We start from the raw sequence: 22961 nt of genomic DNA, 5'->3' as shown, positions 1-22961 counted from the left end.
GCCGGCCAGGTATTCGTCCTCCAGGTGGCGATCGTGGTCTTGCTCTCCGCCGGGGCGCTGCTGGCCCTCGTCCTCCAGTCGCGGCACGACATCGACCGCGAGGCGCGCAACCGCTCGGTGTACGTCGCCCAGACCTTCGCCCACTCCCTGGGTCTGGAGGCCGCCCTGAAGACGTCCGACCCCTCGGCCATCCTGCAGCCCCTCACCGAGGCCACGCGCAAGGACGCCGGCGTGGACTTCATCGTGGTCATGGACACCAAGGGCATCCGCTACACCCACCCCAAACCGGACCGCATCGGCAAACGCTTCGTCGGCACCATCGAGCCCTCGCTCGCGGGTCAGGTCCACACCGAGAGCGTCCAGGGCCCGCTCGGCAAGGAGATCCAGGCGGTGGTGCCGGTCACCGCGGCCGACGGCCAGGTCGTGGCGCTGGTCTCGGCGGGCCTGACCGTGAAGAACGTGACCGGTGTCGTGGACCGGCAGCTCCCCGTCATCCTCCTGGCCATCGCGACCGGTCTGGCCCTGGCCACCGCCGGCACGGCCCTGATCAGCCGGCGGCTGCGCCGCCAGACCCACGGGCTCGGCACGCAGGAGATGACCCGCATGTACGAGCACCACGACGCGGTGCTCCACGCCGTCCGCGAGGGGGTGCTGATCACCGACGGCGAAGGGCGGCTGCTCCTCGCCAACGACGAGGCCAAACGGCTGCTCGACCTGCCGGCGGACGCCGAGGGCCGCCACATCGGGGACGTACCGGGCCTGGACCGCCGGATGGCGGAGCTGCTGCTGTCCGGCCGGGTGGCCACCGACGAGGTGCTGGAAACCGGCGAGCGGCTGCTCGTCGTCAACCAGCGGCCCACCCACCCCCGGGGCCGGCCGGAGGGCGCCGCGGTCACCATCCGCGACTCCACCGAGATGCAGGTCCTGACCAGCCGGGCCGAAACCGCCCGCAGGCGGCTCAAGCTGCTCTACGACGCGGGCGGCGACATCGGCACCTCCCTCGACGTGGTGCGCACGGCCGAGGAGCTCGCCGCCGTGGCCGTCCCCCGGTTCGCGGACTTCGTCACCGTCGACCTGGCGGATCCCGTCCTCGGCGGCGACGAGCCCGGTCCGGGAGCCGACATGCGGCGCACGGCGGTCAGCGGCATCCGCGACGACCACCCGCTCTACCCGCGCGGCCTGCTGATCGACTTCCTGCCGTCCACCCCGCAGGCCCGCGGTTACGGCACCGGAGAAGCCGAGCTGGTGCCCCACCTGGCGGACGCGCCCGGCTGGCAGGCCCAGGACCCGGAGCGGACCAAGGCCATCCTCGACTACGGCATCCACTCGCTCATCGCGGCCCCGCTCACGGCCCGCGGCGTCGTCCTCGGGGTGGTCAACTTCTGGCGGTCGCAGAAGCCCGAGCCCTTCGACGAGGACGAGCTGTCCTTGGCCGAGGAACTGGTCGCCCGCGCGGCGATCAGCATGGACAACGCCCGCCGCTACACCCGCGAACACGCCCTCGCCGAGACCCTCCAGCGCAGCCTGCTGCCCCGCGCCCTGCCCGAACAGAGCGCGGTGGACGTGGCGCACTTCTACCTGCCCGCGCAGTCCGGGGTGGGCGGCGACTGGTTCGACGTGATCCCGCTGCCCGGCAGCCGCGTCGCGCTGGTCGTCGGAGACGTCGTCGGGCACGGCCTGCACGCCGCGGCCACCATGGGCCGGCTGCGGACGGCGGTCCACAACTTCTCCTCCCTCGACCTGCCGCCCGACGAGATCCTCGCCCGCCTCGACGACCTCGTGCAGCGCATCGACCACGACGGGGACGGCGACGACAGCGACGGCGGCGTCCTCGGCGCGACGTGCCTCTACGCCATCTACGACCCGGTGTCCCAGGGCTGCACGGTGGCGCGGGCGGGGCACCTGCCGCCCTTGGTGGTCGCCCCCGACGGCACCACGGAGATCGTGGAGCTGCCGGCCGGGCCTCCGCTAGGGCTCGGAGGCATGCCGTTCGAGACAGCGGAACTGCACCTGGCGGAGGGCAGCCAGCTCGTCCTGTACACGGACGGCCTCATCGAGGAGCGGACCCGCGACATCGGCGAGGGGCTGGAACTGCTGCGGGCGGCACTGAGCCATCCCGCGCGGGACCCGCACGAGAGCTGCCGGGCCGTGCTCGACATCCTGCTGCCCGTCCGGCCCACCGACGACGTGGCCCTGCTCATCGCGCGGACGCGGACCCTCGGCCCCGACCGGGTCGCACAATGGGACGTGCCGTTCGAGCCCAGCGCGGTGGGCGCCGTGCGCAACGCCGCGTCGAAGAAGCTCGATGCGTGGGGCCTCGCGGACCTGGCCTTCTCCACGGAGCTGATCCTCAGCGAGCTGGTCACCAACGCCGTGCGGCACGGCATCGCGCCGGTCCGGGTACGGCTGCTGCACGACCACACGCTGACCTGCGAGGTGTGGGACGGCAGCAGCACCGCCCCGCACCTGCGGTACGCCGCCACCACGGACGAAGGAGGTCGCGGCCTGTTCCTGGTGGCGCAGCTCAGCGAGCACTGGGGCACCCGCTACACCCCCGAGGGCAAGGTCATCTGGGCCGAGCTGGAACTGCCCGGCTCCCCGGGGGCCTCGGAGCCCGATCTCTCGGTCTTCCTGGACGTGGACCCGATCTGAGGCCAGGCGGCCGCGTCCGGACCGATTTACGATGAGATCCGAGGGACTCGGGGGAGCGACGGCCGGTCCGTTCCAGGGCCGGCGGGAAGCGGGCACCCATGGCTGAGCGTCTCAAGCGATCGGGTTTGATCGGCGAGCTTTCCGCGGAATTCGCCGGCACCATGATCCTCATCCTTTTCGGTTGCGGTGTGGTCGCCCAGGTGGTGGCCGGCGGAGCTCTCACCGATCCCCCCGGCGGCCTCGGCAACCACGACAGCATCGCCTGGGCCTGGGGTCTCGGCGTCACCCTGGGCGTGTACGTGGCGGCGCGCCTGAGCGGCGCGCACCTCAACCCGGCGGTGACCGTCGCCCTCGCGGCGTTCAAGGGATTCCCGTGGAGCAAGGTGGCTCCGTACGCGCTGGCCCAGACGGCCGGGGCGTTCGTGGCGGCCCTGATCGTGCGGTGGAACTACACCGAGGCGCTGGCGAAGGCGGACCCCACCCACACCATCAAAACGCAGGGTGTTTTCTCGACGCTGCCCGCCAACGGCAACCCGAACCTGCCGGTCACCGAGTGGGGCGCGTTGCGCGACCAGATCATCGGCACCGCGATCCTGCTGCTGTTGATCCTGGCGGTCACCGATCTGCTCAACACGCCCCCCGGAGCCAACCTGGCGCCGTTCATCGTCGGCCTGATCGTCGTGGCGATCGGCATGGCGTGGGGCACCAACGCGGGTTACGCGATCAATCCCGCGCGTGACTTCGGGCCCCGCCTGGCCAGCTTCCTGACCGGCTACGGCGGAGCGTGGCGGGATCAGTACGGGCACTTCTACTTCTGGGTGCCGATCATCGGTCCGTTCATCGGTGGTCTGCTCGGAGCGAGCCTGTACAAGTTCTTCATCGGCCGGTTCCTGCCGACCGCTGAGCCGGAGCCCCCGGGACGCGTCCCGGCCCCGGACGAGAGCTGACCGGCTCCCGGGGCGGCCGCGACCCGGCCGCCCCGGGAGAGCCCCAACGAGAGGCGGCATCCCATGGCGGACTTCGTCGGCGCGGTGGACCAGGGAACCACCAGCACCCGTTTCATGATCTTCGATCATGCCGGCAACGAGGTGGCCAAGCACCAGCTGGAGCACTCCCAGATCCTCCCGCGCTCGGGATGGGTCGAACACGACCCGGTGGAGATATGGGAGCGCACCAACTCGGTCATCCAGAACGCGCTCCGGCACGGAAACCTGTCGCCGGACGACCTCGCGGCCATCGGCATCACCAACCAGCGTGAGACGACCGTCGTCTGGGACCCCCGCAACGGCCGCCCCTACTACAACGCCATCGTCTGGCAGGACACCCGCACCGACTCCATCGCCGCGGCGCTCGACCGCTCGGGCCAGGGCGACGTCATCCGCCGCAAGGCCGGACTCCCGCCCGCCACGTACTTCTCCGGCGGCAAGATCCAGTGGATCCTGGAGAACGTCGACGGGGTGCGCGAGGCGGCGGAGCAGGGCCACGCCCTCTTCGGCAACACGGACTGCTGGGTGCTGTGGAACCTCACGGGCGGCCCCGACGGCGGCATCCACGCCACCGACGTCACCAACGCCAGCCGCACGATGTTGATGGACCTGGAGACCCTCGACTGGGACGACGAACTCCTCGGCTTCTTCGGCGTCCCCCGCGCCATGCTGCCCACCATCAACCCGTCCTCCCACCGCGAGGCGTACGGATCCACCCGCACCTCGCGCCCGCTGCGCGCCGCCATCCCGATCACCGGGGTGCTCGGAGACCAGCAGGCCGCCACGGTCGGGCAGGTCTGCTACGCGCCGGGCGAGGCCAAGAACACCTACGGCACCGGCAACTTCCTGGTGCTCAACACCGGCACCGAACTGGTCCGTTCCCAGCACGGCCTGCTCACCACCGTGGCCTACCAGTTCGGCGACAGCCCGGCGATCTACGCCCTGGAAGGCTCCATCGCCGTCACCGGGTCCGCGGTGCAGTGGCTGCGCGACCAACTGAAGATCATCGGCGATGCCGGTGAGAGCGAGCGCCTCGCGCGCACCGTCGAGGACAACGGCGGCATCTACTTCGTCCCCGCCTTCTCCGGCCTGTTCGCCCCGTACTGGCGCTCCGACGCCCGCGGCGCGATCGTCGGCCTCGCCCGCTACAACGACGGCGGCCACCTGGCGCGGGCCACCCTGGAATCCATCTGCTACCAGAGCCGCGACGTCGTGGAGGCGATGGAGCAGGACTCCGGCGTCCACCTGGACGTGCTCAAGGTCGACGGCGGCGTCACCGCCAACGACCTGTGCATGCAGATCCAGGCCGACGTCCTCGGCGTCCCGGTCAGCCGGCCGGTCGTCGCCGAGACCACCGCGCTCGGCGCCGCCTACGCGGCGGGCCTGGCCACGGGCTTCTGGCGGGACACGGACGAACTGCGCACCCACTGGCAGGAGTCCAAGCGCTGGGAGCCGCAGTGGAGCGAGGAACGGCGCGCGGAGGGCTACGCGGGCTGGAAGAAGGCAGTGGAGCGCACGCTCGACTGGGCCAAGGTCGAATAGGACCGCCCCGCCGGGGCGCCTCGCGGGGCGCCCCGGCCAGGTGCGCACGCCCCCGTGCGCGGCAGGAGGAGGAGACCATGGTGAACCCGGCGGCTCTCTCGCCCGCGGCACGCGCGGAGGCCCTCGTCCGGCTCGGACAGGGTGAGCTGGACGTTCTCGTCGTAGGAGGCGGAGTCGTCGGCTCCGGAGCCGCCCTCGACGCCGCCACCCGGGGCCTGCGCGTGGGCCTCGTCGAAGCCCGGGACTGGGCCTCGGGCACGTCCAGCCGCTCCAGCAAACTGATCCACGGCGGGCTGCGCTACCTGGAGATGCTGGACTTCCGCCTCGTCGCCGAGGCGCTCAAGGAACGCGGCCTGCTCCTCGGCCTGCTCGCGCCCCACCTGGTCCGGCCGGTCTCCTTCCTCTACCCGCTGCAACACCGGCTCTGGGAGCGGCCGTACGTGGGCTCCGGCGTCCTGCTGTACGACGCCATGGCCTCCGCCTCCGGCACCCGGGGCGGCCTGCCCCTCCACCGGCACCTGCTCAAGCGCCAGGCGCTGCGGGAGGCGCCCTCGCTGCGCGCGGACGCCCTGGTCGGGGCGATCCAGTACTGGGACGCCCAGGTCGACGACGCCCGCCACACCATGTTCCTCGCCCGCACCGCCGCCGCCTACGGGGCGCTGGTGGCCAACCGCACCCGCGTCAGCCGCTTCCTGCGCCAGGGCGAGCGCGTGGTGGGCGCCGTGGTCACCGACCTGGAGACCGGCCAGGAGACCCAGGTGCGGGCCAAGCAGGTCATCAACGCCACCGGCGTGTGGACCGACGACACCCAGAGCATGGCCGGCACGCGCGGCCAGTTCCACGTCCGCGCATCCAAGGGCGTCCACCTGCTGGTCCCGCGCGACCGCATCAACTCCCGGACCGGGCTGATCCTGCGCACCGAGAAGAGCGTCCTGTTCGTGATCCCGTGGGGACGCCACTGGATCATCGGAACCACCGACACCGACTGGACACTGGACAAGGCCCACCCCGCGCTCAGCTCGAAGGACGTCACCTACCTGCTGGACCACGTCAACAGCGTGCTGACCACACCGCTGGCCGCGCAGGACGTCGAGGGCGTCTACGCGGGCCTGCGCCCGCTGCTCTCCGGCGAGGCGGCGGAGACGAGCAAGCTGTCCCGCGAGCACCTGGTCGCCCACCCGGTCCCCGGGCTGGTCGTGGTCGCCGGCGGCAAGTACACGACGTACCGGGTGATGGCCAAGGACGCCGTCGACGAGGCGGCCCGCGGCCTGGACGAGAAGGTCGCCGAGTGCATCACCGAACGGGTGCCGCTGCTCGGCGCCGACGGCTACCCGGCGCTGTGGAACTCCCGGCACACCCTCGCCGAGCGCTCCGGGCTGCACGTCGCCCGCATCGAGCACCTGCTCAACCGGTACGGCTCGCTCGTCCACGAACTGCTCGCCATGGTCGCCGCCGACCCCGCGCTCGGCGAGCCGCTGCCCAGCTCCGACGACTACCTGGCCGTCGAGGCCGTCTACGCGGTGACCCACGAGGGGGCGCGCCACCTCGACGACGTACTGGCGCGGCGCACCCGGATCTCCATCGAGTCCTGGGACCGCGGCGTGGACGCGGCACGCACCGTCGCCGAGCTCATCGCACCGCACCTGGAATGGGACGAGGCCCAGCGGGAGCGCGAGGTCGACCACTACCTCAAGCGGGTCGCGGCCGAACGCGAGGCCCAGGAGCAGCCCGACGACCTGACCGCGGACGCGGTCCGGCTCGGCGCCCCCGACATCATCCCCGCGCGCTGAGGGGCCGGCGGAGCCGCCTGGACGCGGGCCGGCCGTGAACGCGGTGTGCAGGGCCCGTCACGCCACGCGCCTCCCAAGAATCTGCACATCATGTGCATGACGTGCGCCGCCCACCTCGACCGCTGGGGGAAATGCCGGATGTGTCCTGTGCGTTACGTACGGGTCTGTCCTGTTCTGTTCCTTGTAGGGAACGCGTAGCGCATATCTGTTACTCGATCTTGCGAAGAAGTCGTCATCATTCGGTGAACGTAGCTGCACGGCCGTCCTGCGGGGCGGCCGTCCGCCCGTGAAAGGGCGTCAAGGAGATTGGCCCGGCGCCCCGTTCACGTGCTTACATCGTGCGCACCGCAGCAGTTGAGAAAAGGCGACCGAGTTCCGGCCGCCGGGCCGCTGCGGGAAAAACCTCCCGACAAATGAAAGGTGCGCGCAATGCGTAACGACCTTGAGACCCGCGAGATCGACGACACCGAGCTGGACGCCGTCTCCGGCGGTCTCGTCAGCATCTCCGGTGGCCTGGTCGGCGCCGTGACCAGCGACGTCAGCAACGTCGTGGGCGTCGTGGGCTCCCTCCACACCGTCCAGGCCGCGCACGGTCTCGTCGGCAACGTCCCCGGCCTGGTCGCGGGCACCACCGGCGTTTCCCTGAACACCGGTATCGCCGGTCTCTGACCGGGATATCCCCTTGGCCCTGAACTCCGGAGCGTCCCCCACGGCTCCGGGGTTCAGGGGTGCCCCAAAGGGCGCCCGCACGCCCGGCCCGACCGATACGAATGCCGCTGAAGGAATAGTCCGTGCAGTTTCGCCAAAAGGCTCTTTCCAAGCTGCAATCGCCCGACGAACTCGACATGCCCGTGCGCTTCGCGCGCCCGCAGGGGCGGCTCGTGCTCGCCGTCACCGTCGTCGTCATGGCCGCCGCGAGCTTCTGGGCCCTGACCGGCACCGTCTCCTCCAAACTGAGCGCACCGGGCATCCTCACCCACGCCGCGGGCAGTTACGTGCTGCAGAGCCCCGTCGCGGGACAGGTCACCACGGTCCTCGCCGAGCAGGGCCGGCTCCTGTCAGCCGGCACCCCCCTCCTCAACGTCCGTACGGAGCAGGGCGACCGGCCCGTGCGCGCCGTCACCGGCGGCCGGCTGACCACCCTGCTCGCCAAGGTGGGCTCGGTCGTCGCGACCGGCGCCGACGTGGCGACCGTCGAACGCGTGGAGAGCCCCGACGAGCCGCTGGTGGCCGTGCTGTACGTACCGGGCGCGGACAGCGCGACGATCGCCGTGGGCGCCCCCGTCGACCTGAGCGTCCAGTCCGTCCCGCACAGCGAGTTCGGCACGCTGCGCGGCCGTGTCGAAGCCGTCGGCCACGCCCCCCAGACACCGGCGCAGATCGCCGGCTTCCTCGGCGACAGCGCACTCGCCGGACAGTTCTCCCGCCAGGACAGCCCGGTCGCGGTCCTCGTCCGGCTGGAGCGCTCCTCCCGTACGAAGTCCGGCTACCGGTGGTCCTCCGCGGGCGGCCCCCCGTACGCCCTCGACTCCACCACGCCCGTCACCGGCGCCGTCCACCTCGCCGCGCAGCGCCCCGCCGACTGGCTCCTGCCGTGAGCGCCCCGCAGCCGGGAACACCCGCCCCCGCCCCCGCCCCCAGGCTCCCCGCGGCCGGGCGCCGGCGCCACCGCCCCGAGCCCACGGGCGGCGCCCGCCGCCGGCCGGCCCCCGCACGCGACCCCCGGACCAAAAAGCCCCGCACCGTACGCACCCCCACCGTGCTGCAGATGGAGGCGGTGGAGTGCGGGGCCGCCGCCCTCGCCATGATCCTCGCCCATCACGGCCGCCGCGTCCCCCTGGAGGAACTGCGCATCGCCTGCGGCGTCTCCCGCGACGGCTCACGCGCCGGCAACCTGCTGAAGGCCGCACGCGGCTACGGGCTGACGGCCAAGGGCATGCAGATGGACCTCGCGGCGCTCGCCGAGGTGCGCGCACCGGCCGTCCTCTTCTGGGAGTTCAACCACTACGTCGTCTACGACGGCACGGGCCGGCGCCTGGGCCGCAAGGGCGTCTACGTCAACGACCCCGCCAAGGGGCGCCGGTTCGTCCCCATGGAGGAGTTCGACACCAGCTTCACCGGCGTCGTGCTCACCTTCGAACCCGGTCCGGCCTTCCGCCGCGGCGGCCGCAGACCGGGCGTCCTGCGCGCCGTACCGGGCCGCCTGCGCGGCACCGCGGGCACCACGGCCGTCGCCGTCGTCTCCAGCCTCCTGCTGGTGGCCGTCGGGGCGTCCGTCCCCGCCCTGAGCCGCACGTACATCGACATGTTCCTCATCGGACGGCAGACGTCCCTGCTCGGCGTGCTGTTCGCGTCCATGGCCGTCGCCCTCGTGCTGACCGCCACGCTCACCGCACTGCAGCAGGCCAACCTGCTGCGCGGGCGGATCATCTCCTCCACCCTGGGCAGCGCCCGCTTCCTGCGGCACCTGCTGCGCCTCCCCGTCTCCTTCTACGCCCAGCGCAACCCGGCCGACCTGGTCCAGCGCCTGCAGTCCAACGACGCGGTCGCCGAGACCCTCGCCCGCGACCTGACCGCCGCGGGCGTGGACGCCGTGGTGATCGTGCTCTACGCGGTGCTGCTGTGGACCTACGACCCCCAGCTCACCCTCGTCGGCGTGGCCGTGGCCCTCCTCAACGTGGCGGCCATGCGGATCGTGATCCACTTGCGGGCCACCGGCACCCAGATGCTGCGCGCCGAGAACGCCCGGCTCACGAACACCTCCTACAGCGGCCTCCAGCTCATCGAGACGATGAAGGCCACCGGCGGCGAGAACGGCTTCTTCCGCCGCTGGGCCGGCCAGCACGCCGTCACCCTCGACGTGCAGCAGCGGCTCGGGGTGCCCAGCGCCTGGCTGGCGATCGTCGCGCCCACGCTGGCGGCCCTCAACAGCGCCCTGATCCTGATGATCGGCGGCCTGCGGGCGGTGGAGGGACACCTCACCGTCGGACTGCTCGTCGCCTTCCAGGCGCTGGTGACCAGCTTCACCGCGCCGGTCTCCCGGCTGGGCGGCGTCGCCGGACGGATCCAGGACTTCGCGGCCGACGTGGCCCGCCTCGGGGACGTCGAGAACTTCCCGGCCGACCCGGTCTACGCGCGCCCCGAACCCGCCGGGGGCACCCGGCGCCTCAAGGGCCACCTCGAGCTCGACGGCGTCACCTTCGGCTACAGCCCCCTGGACGCCCCGCTGCTCAAGGACTTCTCCCTGTCGGTCGGGCCCGGGCAGCAGGTCGCCCTCGTCGGCGGCTCCGGCAGCGGCAAATCCACCGTCTCCCGGCTCATATCCGGCCTCTACACCCCCTGGGCGGGGACCATCCGGGTCGACGGGATGCGGCTCGCGGACATCCCGCGCGGCGTCCTCGCGGCCTCCGTGTCCTTCGTCGACCAGGACGTCTTCCTCTTCGAGGGCACCGTGCGCGACAACGTCACGCTGTGGGACCCCTCCGTCCCCGACGAGGCCGTCACCGCCGCCCTGGAGGACGCCGCCGTCCTCGACGTGGTCGCGCGCAGGCCCGGCGGCATCCACAGCCGTGTCGAGCAGGACGGGCGGAACTTCTCCGGCGGCCAGCGCCAGCGCCTGGAGATCGCCCGGGCACTGGTGCGCCGGCCCGGCGTCATGGTCCTGGACGAGGTGACCAGCGCCCTGGACGCGGCCACCGAGCAGGTCATCATCGACAACCTGCGCCGGCGCGGGTGCGCCTGCGTGGTCATCGCGCACCGGCTGAGCACGGTGCGCGACAGCGACGAGATCCTCGTGCTCGACCGGGGCGCCGTGGTGGAACGCGGGCGGCACGAACAACTGGTGGCCGCACAGGGCCGGTACGCCGCTCTGGTCAGGGAGCACTGAGGTGACGCACCCTTACGCGCAGCCGCAGCCGCAACCGCAGCCGTATCCGCACGCGTATGCGTACCGGCAGCCGCCGGCGGACTCGGTCCCGTACCAGGGGACGGCCCCGACCGGGGTGACGGGCAGCGGTACGGCCGTGCCCGCCGCCGGCCCGCCGGGCCGGATCGAGGGCGCGGCTCCCGACACGGTCGTCGCGGCCCTCGGCGCACTGGGCGCCCCGGTGGACTGCGCCGGCCTGCGCAGCCTGTCGCTGGAGGGCCCGCTCGTGCTGTGGCTCGTCGCCGACGGCGCGCTGGACCTCTTCGCCGTCGACGCGGCCCAGGCCGGACCCTGGCACTTCCTGGGCCGGCTGGAGACGGGCACCCTGCTGCTCGGGCCCGCCCAGGGCCCCGAGCACACGCTCGTCGGGCGGCCCCTCCAGGGCTGCCGGCTGCGCCGCATCGAGCTGCGGGAACTGCCGGGACCTGAGTACGGGACAGCGTTCCAGGACGGCCGGTGGTGGGCCGACCAAGGGGCGTACGGCTTCCCGGAAGGGCAGTTGAGCCCCCTCGAAGAGGCCTTCGCGCGGGGCATCGGCCGCGGCCTGAGGGTGCTCTACCAGGCGCCGCTGGACGGCCGGCCCACCACCGCGGGGGACGGGGCCGACGACGACATCCTGTGGATGCAGCTCACACCCGGCAGTCTGCAGTACGGGGCCGCGTACGAGACGGAGGCCGTGGGCACCCTCCTGGTCGACCCGGCGGTGTGGCAGGGCATGGTCGACCAGCAGTACCGGCTGCTGCACACGCTGGACCGCTGGATCGAACAGCTCGAACGCACCCACGAGGACCGCACGGCGGCCGGCATCGAAGCCGGCCGGGCGGCCCGCAGCCAGGCGGACCGCACGCTGCTGGCGTCCATCGGCCGCGGCGGGCGCCGGGCCCACGGCGGCGCGGGCACCGACGCCACCTTCGCGGTGTGCCGCCTGGTCGCCGACGCGGCGGGCATCGCCCTGCGCGAACCGGGCGAGGCCCCGGGATCCGAGCGGACCGACCCCGTCGAGCGCATCGCGCTCGCCTCCCGGATCCGTACCCGCGCGGTACGCCTCGAAGGCCGGTGGTGGCGCGAGAACAGCGGCCCCCTGGTGGGCCGGCGCGCCCAGGACGGCGCGCCGGTGGCCCTGCTGTGGCGGCGCGGCGGCTACGAGGCGGTCGACCCCGCCACCGGCACGCGGGAGCGCATCGGCAGGGGCGGTGCCGGGGGGCACACGGAAGGCACGGCCGCCCGGGGAGAGGGGAATGCCGCCGTCGAGGCGCGTGCCGTCATGTTCTACCGGCCCCTGCCCGAAGGGCGGGTGACCCTCCCGGGGCTGCTGCGCTTCAGCCTGCACGGCACCCTTCCGGAGCTGCGCAGCCTCCTCCTCGGCGGGCTGGTCGCCATGGTCCTGGGCGCGCTCGTGCCCATCGCCACGGGCAAGGTGCTCGGCCAGTACGTGCCGGGGGCGGAGAACGGCCTCATCGTGCAGACCGCCGTCGCGCTCATGGCGACCAGCGTCGTCTCGGCCGCTTTCCTGCTGCTGCAGAACCTCTCCATCCTGCGCATGGAAGGCCATATCGAGGCCACCTTGCAGCCCGCGGTATGGGACCGGCTGCTGCGGCTGCCGACGAAGTTCTTCACGGGCCGCTCCACCGGGGAACTGGCCGGTGCGGCCATGAGCATCAGCTCCATCCGCCGGGTGCTGTCCGGCATCGGCTCGGTCTGCGTCCAGGCGAGCACCGTCGGCACGATGAACCTCGTCCTGCTCCTCGTCTTCAGCGTGCCGCTGGCGATGGCCGCGCTCGCCATGCTGGTCGTCATCGCGGCGGTCTTCCTGGGCCTCGGGCTGTGGCAGCTGCGCTACCAGCGCCGACTGATCAAGCTCGGCAACAAGCTCAACAACCAGGCCTTCCAGACCCTGCGCGGGCTGCCCAAACTGCGCGTCGCCGCGGCCGAGAGCTTCGCCTACGCGGCCTGGGCGAGGGAGTTCGCCCGCACCCGCGAGCTACAGCAGCGCATCGGCCGGCTGCAAAACCTCAGCACGGTGCTGGGGTCGGTCTACCTGCCGCTGTGCACACTGGTGATGTTCATGCTGCTGGCCGGGCCGGCCCGCGGCACCCTGTCGGCCGGCGAGTTCCTCACGTTCGGCACCTCCGTCGCGATGCTGCTGTCCTCCGTCACGCAGCTGACCGGCGCGCTGATCTCGGCGGTCGCCGTGCTGCCGATGTTCGAGCAGGTCAAGCCGGTCCTGCGGGAGGCCCCGGAGGTGCGGGGCGCCGGGACCCGGCCCGGCCCGCTGACCGGCGCGGTCGAGGGCGTGAACCTGTCCTACCGCTACACCGACGACGGCCCGCTCGTCCTGGACGACGTCAGCCTCCAGGTCCGGCCGGGGGAGTTCGTCGCGATCGTCGGCGCCAGCGGCTGCGGGAAGTCGACCCTCCTGCGCCTGCTCATCGGCTTCGACAGGCCCTGCGAGGGCAGTGTGCTCTACGACGGCCAGGACCTGGCGGCGCTCGACCAGACGGCCGTGCGCCGCCAGTGCGGGGTCGTCCTGCAGAACGCCCAGCCCCTTTCCGGCTCCGTCCTCGACTGCATCTGCGGCGCCGAGACGTTCTCGCTGGAAGAGGCATGGGAAGCCGCCGCGATGGCCGGTCTGGCCGAGGACCTCAAGGCGATGCCGATGGGCATGCACACGATGCTCTCCGACGGCGGCGGCACCGTCTCGGGCGGCCAGCGCCAGCGCCTGATGATCGCCCAGGCCCTCATCCGCAAGCCGCGCATCCTCTTCTTCGACGAGGCCACCAGCGCGCTGGACAACGAAGCCCAGCGCGTGGTCATCGAATCCACCCGCACCCTGCGCGCCACCCGCATCGTGATCGCCCACCGGCTCTCCACGATCATGGACGCCGACCGGGTGATCGTGATGGCGGAGGGCCGCATCGTGCAGCAGGGCCCGCCCGCGGTCCTGCTGGGCGACCCGTCCGGCCTCTTCCACGAACTGGTCCGCCGCCAACTGCGCTGACCCCGGCCGCGGGGCCGGAGCCCCGGCCCGTACGCACGCCCGGACACGACGTGCCCGCCGAAGCCCGGGCGGGCCTGCGCCCCATCCGGCTGAAACCAGCCCTCATGCGGGCAGGCCGGTCATAGCCTCGGGTCATGACCACGACCCATGACACGATGTACGACTTCCACGTCGCCCGCCCCGAGGACACCGCGGCCATCGAGGCCCTCGACGGCTCCTTCACCACCAGCACCGTCTTCGAGGTGGCCGCGACCGAGGACGGCTTCGCCCTCCGCGAGGTCCCGGTGGACCCGCCGCTGGTCAAGGTGTTCCCCGCGGACGACGGCGGTGACGACGGCGACGGCGGCGACGACACGCACGCGGCGGACGCCGACAGCCGTACGTTCGTGGCCGTGGGCGCCGACGGCACGCTCGCCGGCTTCGCCGCCGTCTCCTGCTCCCCCTGGAACCGGCGCCTGACCATCGAGGACATCGAGGTCGCCCCCGGCCACCGGGGCCGGGGCGTCGGCCGCGCCCTGATGGAGCACGCCGTGGACTTCGGCCGTGAGCGGGGTGCCGGGCACGTCTGGCTGGAAGTCACCAACGTCAACGCCCCGGCCATCCACGCCTACCGGCGTCTGGGCTTCACCTTCTGCGGCCTGGACACCACCCTCTACCAGGGCACCGCGTCCGAGGGCGAGCGGGCGCTCTACATGAGCATGCCCTGCCCCTGCCCCTGCCCCTGAGCCGCGAGCAGACGGCCCACGGCGGGGCCGGAGCCGTCGCCCGGAGCGACGGTGACGGTCATCAGCCAGGCAGCGGCTCCGTCCGGCCCCGCCGGCGGCTCGTACCACTCCACGCGCGCGTCCAGCAGCCGCCCCCCGGCCTCCCGGCAGGCGGCGTACCACGTCCGGAAGGGCCCTGTCCGCGCCCGCCGGGCAGGCGCAGCCCGTGGACGACGTCGTCCTGCGCTACCTCGCCGCCTTCGGGCCCCGTCCGTCAAGGACATGCAGACCTGGGCCGGCCTGACCCGGCTGCGCGAGGCGTTCGAGCGGCTGCGTCCGGGCCTGGCGCTCTTGCGCGACGAGAACGGGACGGAGCTCTTCGACCTGCCCGACGCCCCCCCGGCCCGACCCCGGCACCCCCGCGCCGCCGCGCTTCCTCCCGGAGTTCGACCACCTCCTGCTCTCGCACGCCGACCGGACCCGTGTCATCGCCCCCGAGGTCAAGGGGCGCACCTGGACGGGCAACCAGGCCCACTGCACCCTGCTCGTCGACGGCTTCCTCGCCGGCCTGTGGCGCCGGGAGGGGAACGTGATCACCGTGGAGCTCTTCCCGTCGGCCACGGCCGAGGAGCAGAAGGACGGCATCGTCGCCGAGGGCGAGCGGCTGATCGCCGCGATGAGCGGACCGCACGACGAGGGACACGGCTCCGCCTCCGTACGCTTCGGACCGATCGACCGCTGAGCCCGGGAGGAGGGGCGAGCGGCGGCCGGCATGCCAGACTCCGTACCACCTGAGGTTCCGACTCACCCACACGGCGACCCACCCCGCCACGTGGCCTCCCGCGACACAGGAGAGAGCGCATGCGGATTCCGATGACCGTCACGGACTTCCTCGACCGGGCGGAGCTGGGGTTCTCCTCCAGCCCCGGAGTCGTCGACGAGCCGTACCAACCCGGACCGCCCGTCCCCGAGTCGACCTACGGACGGCTCGGCGAGCGGGTCCGGGCATGGCAGGCGGGCTTCGACGCGCTCGGCGTGGGCGAGGGCGAGCGCGTGGCGGTGGTCAGCCACAACTCGGCCCGCATGCTGGAGCTGCTGTTCGCCGTGCCCATGAGCGGCCGGATCTGCGTCCCCGTCAACTTCCGCCTGCGGCCCGAGGAGGTCGACTACCTGGTGCGCCAGAGCGGGGCGTCGGTCCTGCTGGTCGACCCGGAGCTGGACGAGTCCCTCGCGGGCGTCACGGCGCGCCACCGCTTCGTCCTCGGCACGCAGACGGAAGGGGAGCTGATGCGGTTCGGCGTCGAGCCCCGCCCCTGGTCGAAGCCGGACGAGGACGCCACCGCCACCATCAACTACACCTCGGGCACCACTGCCCGCCCCAAGGGGGTCCAGCTCACCCACCGCAACATCTGGGTCAACGGACTCACCTTCGGCCTCCACACCCGCGTGTGGGAACGCGACGTCTACCTGCACACGCTGCCGATGTTCCACTGCAACGGCTGGGGCATGCCCTACGTGATGGCCGGACTCGGCGTCAAGCAGGTGGTGCTGCGCAAGGTGGACGGCGCCGAGATCCTGCGCCGGGTCGAGGAGCACGGCGTCACGCTCATGTGCGGCGCGCCCGCGGTGTGGAACGCCGTGCTGGACGCGGCGGCCACCTGGGAGGGCCAGGTCCCGGGCCGTGACCGCGTACGGATCGTCTGCGCCGGGGCTCCGCCGCCGAGCAGGATGATCCAGCGGGTCGGCGAGGAGCTGGGGTGGGAGTTCACGCAGATCTACGGCCTGACCGAGACGTCGCCGCTGCTGACCTTCAACCGGGCCCGCCCCGAGGACGCGCAGCTGCCCGCCGAGGAGCGGGCGCGCAAGCTGTCGCGCGCCGGGCTGCCCGCGCTCGGGGTCAAGCTGAAGGTGGCCGGTTCGGGCGAGGTGCTGGCGCGGTCGAACGTCGTGCTGGACGGCTACTGGGACAAGCCGCAGGAGACCGCGGCCGCGCTGGAGGACGACTGGTTCCACACCGGTGACGGAGGCTCCGTCGACGAGGGCGACGGCCACCTCACGATTTCCGACCGCAAGAAGGACGTGATCATCACCGGCGGCGAGAACGTGTCCTCGATCGAGGTGGAGGACACGATCTTCAGCCATCCGGCGGTCGCCGAGGTCGCGGTGATCGGGGTGCCGCACGAGAAATGGGGCGAGACGGTCAAGGCCCTCGTGGTCCTCGCCGAGGGGGCGGCAGGGGTGGGGGAGGCCGACATCATCGCCCACTGCAAGGAACGGATGGCCGGATACAAGGCGCCGACGTCGGTCGAGTTCCTGGAGGCCATCCCGCGCACGGCCACCGGCAAGATCCAGAAGTTCAAGCTCCGGCAGCCGTACTGGTCCGGCCGGGAGCGCGAGGTCAACTGACCGGGCCCGATCCGTCCCCGCGGCCCGCCCCCGCGCCTCTCCCGTACGCCCGCCCCGTACGCCGGCCCGGCGCGGGGCGGGACCGGGCGGGCCCGGCTAGGCCGGCAGGTGCGCCTCGATCGCGGCGACGACCTCGGGGGACTCCGGCTCGGTGCGCGGGCGGAAGCGCGCGACGACCTCGCCGGCGGGGGAGATCAGGAACTTCTCGAAGTTCCACTGGACGTCGCCGGCCGCACCCTCGGCGTCGGGGACCTTCACCAGCTCCTGGTAGAGCGGGTGCCGGTTCTCGCCGTTGACCTCGGACTTCTCCAGCATGGGGAAGGTGACGCCGAAACCGGCCGCGCAGAAGGTCTGGATGTCCTCGGCGCTGCCGGGCTCCTGCTCGCCGAACTGGTTGCAGGGCACGCCGATGACGGTGAAGCCCTTCTCCTCGTAGGCGAACTGCAGCCGGGCGAGACCCGAGTACTGCGGGGTGAGCCCGCACTGCGAGGCGGTGTTCACGAGCAGGATCACCTTGCCCTTGTGGGCGCCGAGGCTGGTGGGCTCGTCGGACAGCGTGGTCAGCGGGATGTCGTAAAGACTCATGGGGCTCTCCTGGCGGAAGCGGATGACGCCTCCGAGCGTAGGTGATCCCGGCCGAGCCCCTCCCGGGCGTCCCGCCGAGCCCCCGCGGGGCGTTCCGCCAGGGCCCTCGACGGGCCCCCCGCCGACCTCTCGCCGGACATTCTCCCGCCCGGCGGACCGGCGTGCCGGCTCAGGCGTCCCGGCTCAGGCGTCCCGGGGGTCCGGCCCCATCAGCTCGTCCGCCGGGTCGTTGACCGGCTGCGGCATCCCCGTGAGGTCCATGACGAAGAGCGGTACGCCGAGGTCGTCCGCACGGGCCCGCGCTTCCTGCGTGTAGCCGGCCAGGGAGAAGTAGACGCTGGTCGCGGAGGCCGTGAGCCCGTTCAGCCAGACGCACTCCACCGCCCGCAGCCCGGCCGGCGCGGTGGTCGGGTCCACTTGGGCGACCAGCCCCGGGGCCCGCAGGTCCACGACCGCCGACGGAACCGGGCGCCCGTCGGGCTGCCGCACGTCCGGGAAGCCGAGCCAGCGCAGGTACAGCGCGGCGGTGGCCACCGCATCGCGGGCCGTACGGATGGTCACCGGCCGGAAAGCGGGCCGCGGCCCAGGAGCCGTCGGCGGGAGCGGTATGTGCGCCGGGAGACCCCCGCGGTGGTCCTCGACGCGGCCCCGGCGCCGGTCCGGACGGTCCTCTCGCAACCCGTCGCCCCGGCCGGGTCCCGCCGGCGTCCCCGGCGCGGGGCGCTCCACAGGGTGGACCGGGATCCGCACCACCGTCCCGCACGATCCGCACCCCAGCTCAGGGTGCGGCCACTCGCCCTCCCGGCCGCAGGACCCGCAGCGCACCGCCACCCAGCTGTCCGACCAGGTCCGGTGCGTCAGCGCCACGGGCGGCGCGGTCAGGTCCAGCGGCGGACGCACCGGGCTGCCGCAGGCGCACGGGAAGACGGGAGCGGTGTAGCCGTTCTCGCGCAGGCACGCCGGGCAGCGCACCGGTACCGCTTCCGCCATGAGACCTGGACCCCCTCCGTCGCCGCGCGTGGGTCCATGGTCCACCACCGGCGACCGCGAGGGGGGCGGAAGGCCGCGGATCACCGCTGCCGGTGCGCCCGGGCTCTGTGCAACAGACGGAGCCGGGCCCGGCTTTTGGTGCCATCGGGGGTCCCGGACCGCCTTGACGTGTGTGGAGCCTCCGCTTAGCTTGTTCCGTATAGCAGAACAATACTTCCGCATTACGGAAAAGCCTGACCGTCGGACCCGCAGGAGAACCAGATGCCTCGTATGACAGCCGCCGCTGCCGCAGTTGAGATCCTCAAGCGTGAGGGTGTCGGGCAAGCGTTCGGCGTGCCCGGTGCTGCGATCAACCCGTTCTACCGCGAGCTCAAGAACGTGGGCGGCATCAAGCACACCCTGGCCCGCCACGTGGAGGGCGCTTCGCACATGGCCGAGGGCTACACGCGTGCCAAGGCGGGCAACATCGGCGTCTGCATCGGTACTTCGGGCCCGGCCGGCACGGACATGATCACCGGTCTGTACTCGGCGATCGCCGACTCGATCCCGATCCTCTGCATCACCGGCCAGGCCCCGGTCGCGAAGCTCCACAAGGAGGACTTCCAGGCCGTCGACATCGCCTCGATCGCCAAGCCGGTCACCAAGGCCGCCACCACCGTCCTGGAAGCGGCGCAGGTCCCCGGCGTCTTCCAGCAGGCCTTCCACCTCATGCGCTCCGGCCGGCCGGGCCCGGTCCTGATCGACCTCCCGATCGACGTCCAGCTGACCGAGATCGAGTTCGACCCGGAGACCTACGAGCCGCTGCCGGTCTACAAGCCGCAGGCCACCCGCGCCCAGGCCGAGAAGGCCCTGCGGTTCATGCTGGAGTGCGAGCGCCCGCTGATCGTCGCCGGCGGCGGCATCATCAACGCCGACGCCTGCGACCTGCTGGTCGAGTTCGCCGAGCTGACCAACATCCCGGTCATCTCCACCCTCATGGGCTGGGGCACCATCCCCGACGACCACGCGCTGAGCGCCGGCATGGTCGGTGTGCAGACCTCGCACCGCTACGGCAACGCGACCTTCCTGGAGTCGGACTTCGTCCTCGGCATCGGCAACCGCTGGGCCAACCGCCACACGGGCTACAACCTCGACGCGTACATCGGCGACCGCAAGTTCGTCCACGTCGACATCGAGCCCACCCAGATCGGCAAGATCTTCGCCCCGGACTTCGGCATCGCCTCCGACGCCAAGGCCGCGCTGGTGCTCTTCGTCGAGATCGCGAAGGAGCTCAAGGCGGAGGGGAGGCTGCCCGACTTCTCCGCCTGGGCGGAATCCGCCCAGGAGCGCAAGGCGACCCTGCTGCGCCGTACGCACTTCGACAACATCCCGATGAAGCCGCAGCGCGTGTACGAGGAGATGAACAAGGCCTTCGGCCCGGAGACGCGCTACGTCACCACCATCGGCCTCTCCCAGATCGCCGGCGCGCAGATGCTGCACGTCTACCGTCCGCGCAACTGGATCAACTGCGGTCAGGCCGGCCCCCTCGGCTGGACCATCCCGGCCGCGATCGGTGCCGCCACCGCGGACCCGGAGACGCCGATCGTCGCGCTGTCCGGCGACTACGACTTCCAGTTCATGATCGAGGAGCTCGCGGTCGCGGCGCAGCACAAGGTCCCCTACGTCCACGTCCTCGTGAACAACGCCTACCTGGGCCTGATCCGTCAGGCGCAGGGCGGTCTGGGCATCAACTTCGAGGTGAACCTCGAATTCGAGAACATCAACACCCCGGAGATCGGCGTCTACGGCGTCGACCACGTCAAGGTCGCCGAAGGTCTGGGCGTCAAGGCGATCCGCGTCACCGACCCGAACGAGCTGGGCGCCGCCTTCGAGCAGGCCAAGAAGCTGGCGCAGGAGTTCCAGGTCCCGGTCGTCGTCGAGGCCATCCTGGAGCGCGTCACCAACATTTCGATGAGCAAGACGGTCGACATGAGCGACGTCACCGAGTTCGAGGAGCTCGCGACCGAGCGGGGCCACGCCCCGACCGCGATCAAGGCCCTCGCGGTCTGACCGTCCGCCGCCCCGGCCCGCCGGACGGCCCCAGTACCGGCAAGACCCCCGTCCCTCCGTGAGGAGGAGCGGGGGTCTTGCCGGTGGGAGGGTCGGTACGGAGGGGAGCGGTACGGCAGTACGTGCCGTACGGGTCCCCGCGCGCCCTCGGGGGCGCCGCCGTTACGGGCGGTGGCGCGGTCGCTCGCCAAGGCCGGGGTGCGCCGGACCAGGCCGGCCCGGTCCTTGAAGTGGTCGTGGGCGAGCGCGGTGGAGACCCGGCCTCGGCCGCCAACGCCGACCGGGAGGCGGGGCCGTCGCGGACAGGCGCGGACAGGCGCGGCCGGCAGGGCCGTGCGGACAGGACGGCGCCGGGGCACGTCAAAGCGCCGGGTCACGGGACCGTCCGTGACCCGGCGCTCTGGTGCGACCGCCCGACGGAGCGAGGCTGGCGCGACAGGACGTTCGCACCGCCGGGCGGAGTGGAAGGCTCCTCGGCGAACAGGGCGCTTTCGTGCGCGGCCCCGGTACGGAGGAGGAGTGGCCGGGACCGTGGCGGGCGGCGACGAGAACTCCGGCGCCGTCTCCCTCAGGTCAAGAGACGGGCCTTGCGAACCCATGACCACCGCACTGGCTCGCACGCCCGCCACGGTCCTCACGCGGCGCCAGCCGCAGGGGCTGGCGCAGTTGGCCCGCACCGCGCACCACCCCTCATCCGGGTCCGCGGTCCGGGCTCCGCACCCGGGGCATGACCTCCCGTCAGGCCCCGGGTACAGCTGATCGGCTCAGGCGTCGCGCAGGGCGCGGACGGCCTCCTCGACGCGCTTGCCGTAGTCGGCGTCGGCGGCGTGGAAGTGAGCCAGGTTCTTCTCGATGACGTCTTCGAGGGTGACCTGGGACAGGCCACCGGCGATGTTCGCCACCAGACGCTGCTTCTCGGCCTGCGACATCAGACGGTAGAGCTCGCCGGCCTGGAAGAAGTCGTCGTCCTTGGTGTGGGCCGGGGTCTCGTGGGTGCCCGTGTAGCCGGAGACGGCCTTCGGGGCGCCGAGCGCGAGACCGGTCTCGACCGGGCCCTGGTACGAGTTGGGCTCGTAGTTCTTGTCGTGGCGCGAGCCGTTGCGCAGCGCCATGACACCGTCGCGGCCGTAGTTGTCGGCCTTGGTCGCCTTCGGGGCGTTGACCGGCAGCAGGGTGTGGTTCACACCGAGGCGGTAGCGCTGGGCGTCGGCGTAGGCGAAGAGGCGGCCCTGGAGCATCTTGTCCGGCGAGGCGGTGATGCCGGGGACGAAGTTGTTCGGGGAGAAGGCGGCCTGCTCGACCTCGGCGAAGACGTTGTCCGGGTTGCGGTCGAGGACCAGGCGGCCCACCCGCTGCAGCGGGTAGTCGGCGTGCGGCCACACCTTGGTGACGTCGAACGGGTTGAAGCGGTAGTCCGCGGCCTCGGCGGCGGGCATGATCTGGACGTAGAGGGTCCAGCTCGGGTTCACGCCGCGCTCGATGGCCTGGAGCAGGTCGGTCTGGTGCGAGTTGGCGTCGCTGCCGACGACCTCGGCGGCCTGCTCGGAGGACAGGCAGCGGATGCCCTGGTTCGTCTTGAAGTGGTACTTGACGAAGAAGGCTTCGCCCGACTCGTTGGTCCACTGGTAGGTGTGGGAGCCGTAGCCGTTCATGTGACGGTAGGACGCGGGGATGCCGCGGTCACCCATCAGCCAGGTGATCTGGTGCGTCGCCTCGGGGGAGTGCGCCCAGAAGTCCCAGACGTTGTCCGGCTCCTGCTTGCCCGTGAAGGGGTCGCGCTTCTGGGAGTGGATGAAGTCGGGGAACTTGATCGGGTCCTTGATGAAGAACACCGGGGTGTTGTTGCCGACGAGGTCGTAATTGCCCTCTTCGGTGTAGAACTTCAGCGCGAAACCGCGCGGGTCGCGTACCGCGTCCGCACCGCCGAGCGAGTCCGCCACGGTGGAGAACCGCAGGAAGGTCTCGGTCTTCTTGCCGACCGTGTTCAGGAAGGCGGCGCTGGTGTAGGCGGTGACGTCGTCGGTCACCTCGAAGTAGCCGTACGCGGCCGAGCCGCGGGCATGGACCACACGCTCCGGGATGCGCTCGCGGTTGAAGCGGGCGAGCTTCTCGAGGAGCTGCTGGTCCTGGACCAGGAGCGGGCCACCGACGCCGGCGGTGGCGGAGTTCTGGTTGTCGGCGACCGGGGCGCCGGACTCGGTCGTCAGCGTGCGCTTCGACATGGTGACCTTCCGTACGGGTAACTGCGACGGAAAGTGCCTTCCGTCATGCGGAACAGCCTAATTTCGGCGTGAACTCAACGTCAACAGTTTGTTGAAGAATGATGAGGAGAGG

The 22961-nt window shown here is 72.0% G+C and carries 14 protein-coding genes and 1 pseudogene; 12 read left to right on the top strand and 3 right to left on the bottom strand.

Features of this window, described 5'->3' with window-relative positions:
- The first annotated feature begins 24 nt into the window (after positions 1 to 24).
- The 11 genes and pseudogenes from AMK16_RS05695 to AMK16_RS05640 all read left to right on the top strand — a co-directional run bounded on the left by AMK16_RS05695 (position 25) and on the right by AMK16_RS05640 (position 17003).
- Positions 25 to 2652: a SpoIIE family protein phosphatase gene (locus AMK16_RS05695; RefSeq protein ID WP_443333538.1), complete on the top strand. Its 2628-nt coding sequence runs from the start codon at positions 25 to 27 to the stop codon at positions 2650 to 2652.
- 98 nt (positions 2653 to 2750) lie between these two features.
- Positions 2751 to 3599 (top strand): MIP/aquaporin family protein, encoded by an 849-nt coding sequence (locus AMK16_RS05690; protein ID WP_073909303.1) that lies wholly within the window; start codon positions 2751 to 2753, stop codon positions 3597 to 3599.
- A 63-nt stretch (positions 3600 to 3662) separates the two neighbouring features.
- Positions 3663 to 5180, top strand: coding sequence for a glycerol kinase GlpK (glpK, locus tag AMK16_RS05685; RefSeq protein ID WP_073909301.1), 1518 nt, complete (start codon positions 3663 to 3665; stop codon positions 5178 to 5180).
- A 77-nt stretch (positions 5181 to 5257) separates the two neighbouring features.
- Positions 5258 to 6970, top strand: coding sequence for a glycerol-3-phosphate dehydrogenase/oxidase (locus AMK16_RS05680; RefSeq protein WP_073909299.1), 1713 nt, complete (start codon positions 5258 to 5260; stop codon positions 6968 to 6970).
- Between the two features lie 429 nt (positions 6971 to 7399).
- Positions 7400 to 7639 (top strand): hypothetical protein, encoded by a 240-nt coding sequence (locus tag AMK16_RS05675; RefSeq protein ID WP_073909297.1) that lies wholly within the window; start codon positions 7400 to 7402, stop codon positions 7637 to 7639.
- A 122-nt stretch (positions 7640 to 7761) separates the two neighbouring features.
- The gene (locus tag AMK16_RS05670; RefSeq protein WP_073909295.1) at positions 7762 to 8568 is read left to right on the top strand and encodes an HlyD family efflux transporter periplasmic adaptor subunit; all 807 of its coding nucleotides are present in this window, start codon (positions 7762 to 7764) and stop codon (positions 8566 to 8568) included.
- Positions 8565 to 10856 carry an NHLP family bacteriocin export ABC transporter peptidase/permease/ATPase subunit gene (locus tag AMK16_RS05665; RefSeq protein ID WP_073909293.1) on the top strand — a complete coding sequence of 764 codons (2292 nt, stop codon included), beginning with the start codon at positions 8565 to 8567 and terminating at the stop codon, positions 10854 to 10856. Before AMK16_RS05670 ends, AMK16_RS05665 begins: the two co-directional genes overlap by 4 nt.
- Before the next feature lie 136 nt (positions 10857 to 10992).
- Positions 10993 to 13893, top strand: a complete 2901-nt coding sequence (locus AMK16_RS05660) for an NHLP bacteriocin export ABC transporter permease/ATPase subunit (RefSeq protein WP_073910583.1) — start codon at positions 10993 to 10995, stop codon at positions 13891 to 13893.
- A gap of 134 nt (positions 13894 to 14027) precedes the next feature.
- Positions 14028 to 14618, top strand: coding sequence for a GNAT family N-acetyltransferase (locus AMK16_RS05655; RefSeq protein WP_073909291.1), 591 nt, complete (start codon positions 14028 to 14030; stop codon positions 14616 to 14618).
- Between the two features lie 157 nt (positions 14619 to 14775).
- Positions 14776 to 15339: pseudogene (locus AMK16_RS05645) on the top strand (DNA glycosylase AlkZ-like family protein); the annotation flags it as partial.
- 119 nt (positions 15340 to 15458) lie between these two features.
- Positions 15459 to 17003, top strand: coding sequence for an AMP-binding protein (locus tag AMK16_RS05640; RefSeq protein WP_073909289.1), 1545 nt, complete (start codon positions 15459 to 15461; stop codon positions 17001 to 17003).
- 96 nt (positions 17004 to 17099) lie between these two features.
- Here AMK16_RS05640 and AMK16_RS05635 read toward each other — a convergent pair whose 3' ends face one another.
- Positions 17100 to 17588: a glutathione peroxidase gene (locus AMK16_RS05635; protein ID WP_073909287.1), complete on the bottom strand. Its 489-nt coding sequence runs from the start codon at positions 17586 to 17588 to the stop codon at positions 17100 to 17102.
- Between the two features lie 183 nt (positions 17589 to 17771).
- Positions 17772 to 18578, bottom strand: coding sequence for a hypothetical protein (locus AMK16_RS05630; RefSeq protein ID WP_073909285.1), 807 nt, complete (start codon positions 18576 to 18578; stop codon positions 17772 to 17774).
- Between the two features lie 261 nt (positions 18579 to 18839).
- Between AMK16_RS05630 and gcl the strand changes: the two genes are divergently transcribed.
- The gene (gcl, locus tag AMK16_RS05625) at positions 18840 to 20627 is read left to right on the top strand and encodes a glyoxylate carboligase (RefSeq protein ID WP_073909283.1); all 1788 of its coding nucleotides are present in this window, start codon (positions 18840 to 18842) and stop codon (positions 20625 to 20627) included.
- 764 nt (positions 20628 to 21391) lie between these two features.
- Here gcl and AMK16_RS05620 read toward each other — a convergent pair.
- Positions 21392 to 22849, bottom strand: a complete 1458-nt coding sequence (locus AMK16_RS05620; protein WP_073909281.1) for a catalase — start codon at positions 22847 to 22849, stop codon at positions 21392 to 21394.
- Positions 22850 to 22961: the final 112 nt, after the last annotated feature.

This window comes from Streptomyces sp. CB00455 (genome assembly GCF_001905445.1).
GTDB lineage: Bacteria > Actinomycetota > Actinomycetes > Streptomycetales > Streptomycetaceae > Streptomyces.
Note: the sequence above shows the minus strand (reverse complement) of the source record. Positions and strands in the feature narration are given on the sequence as shown.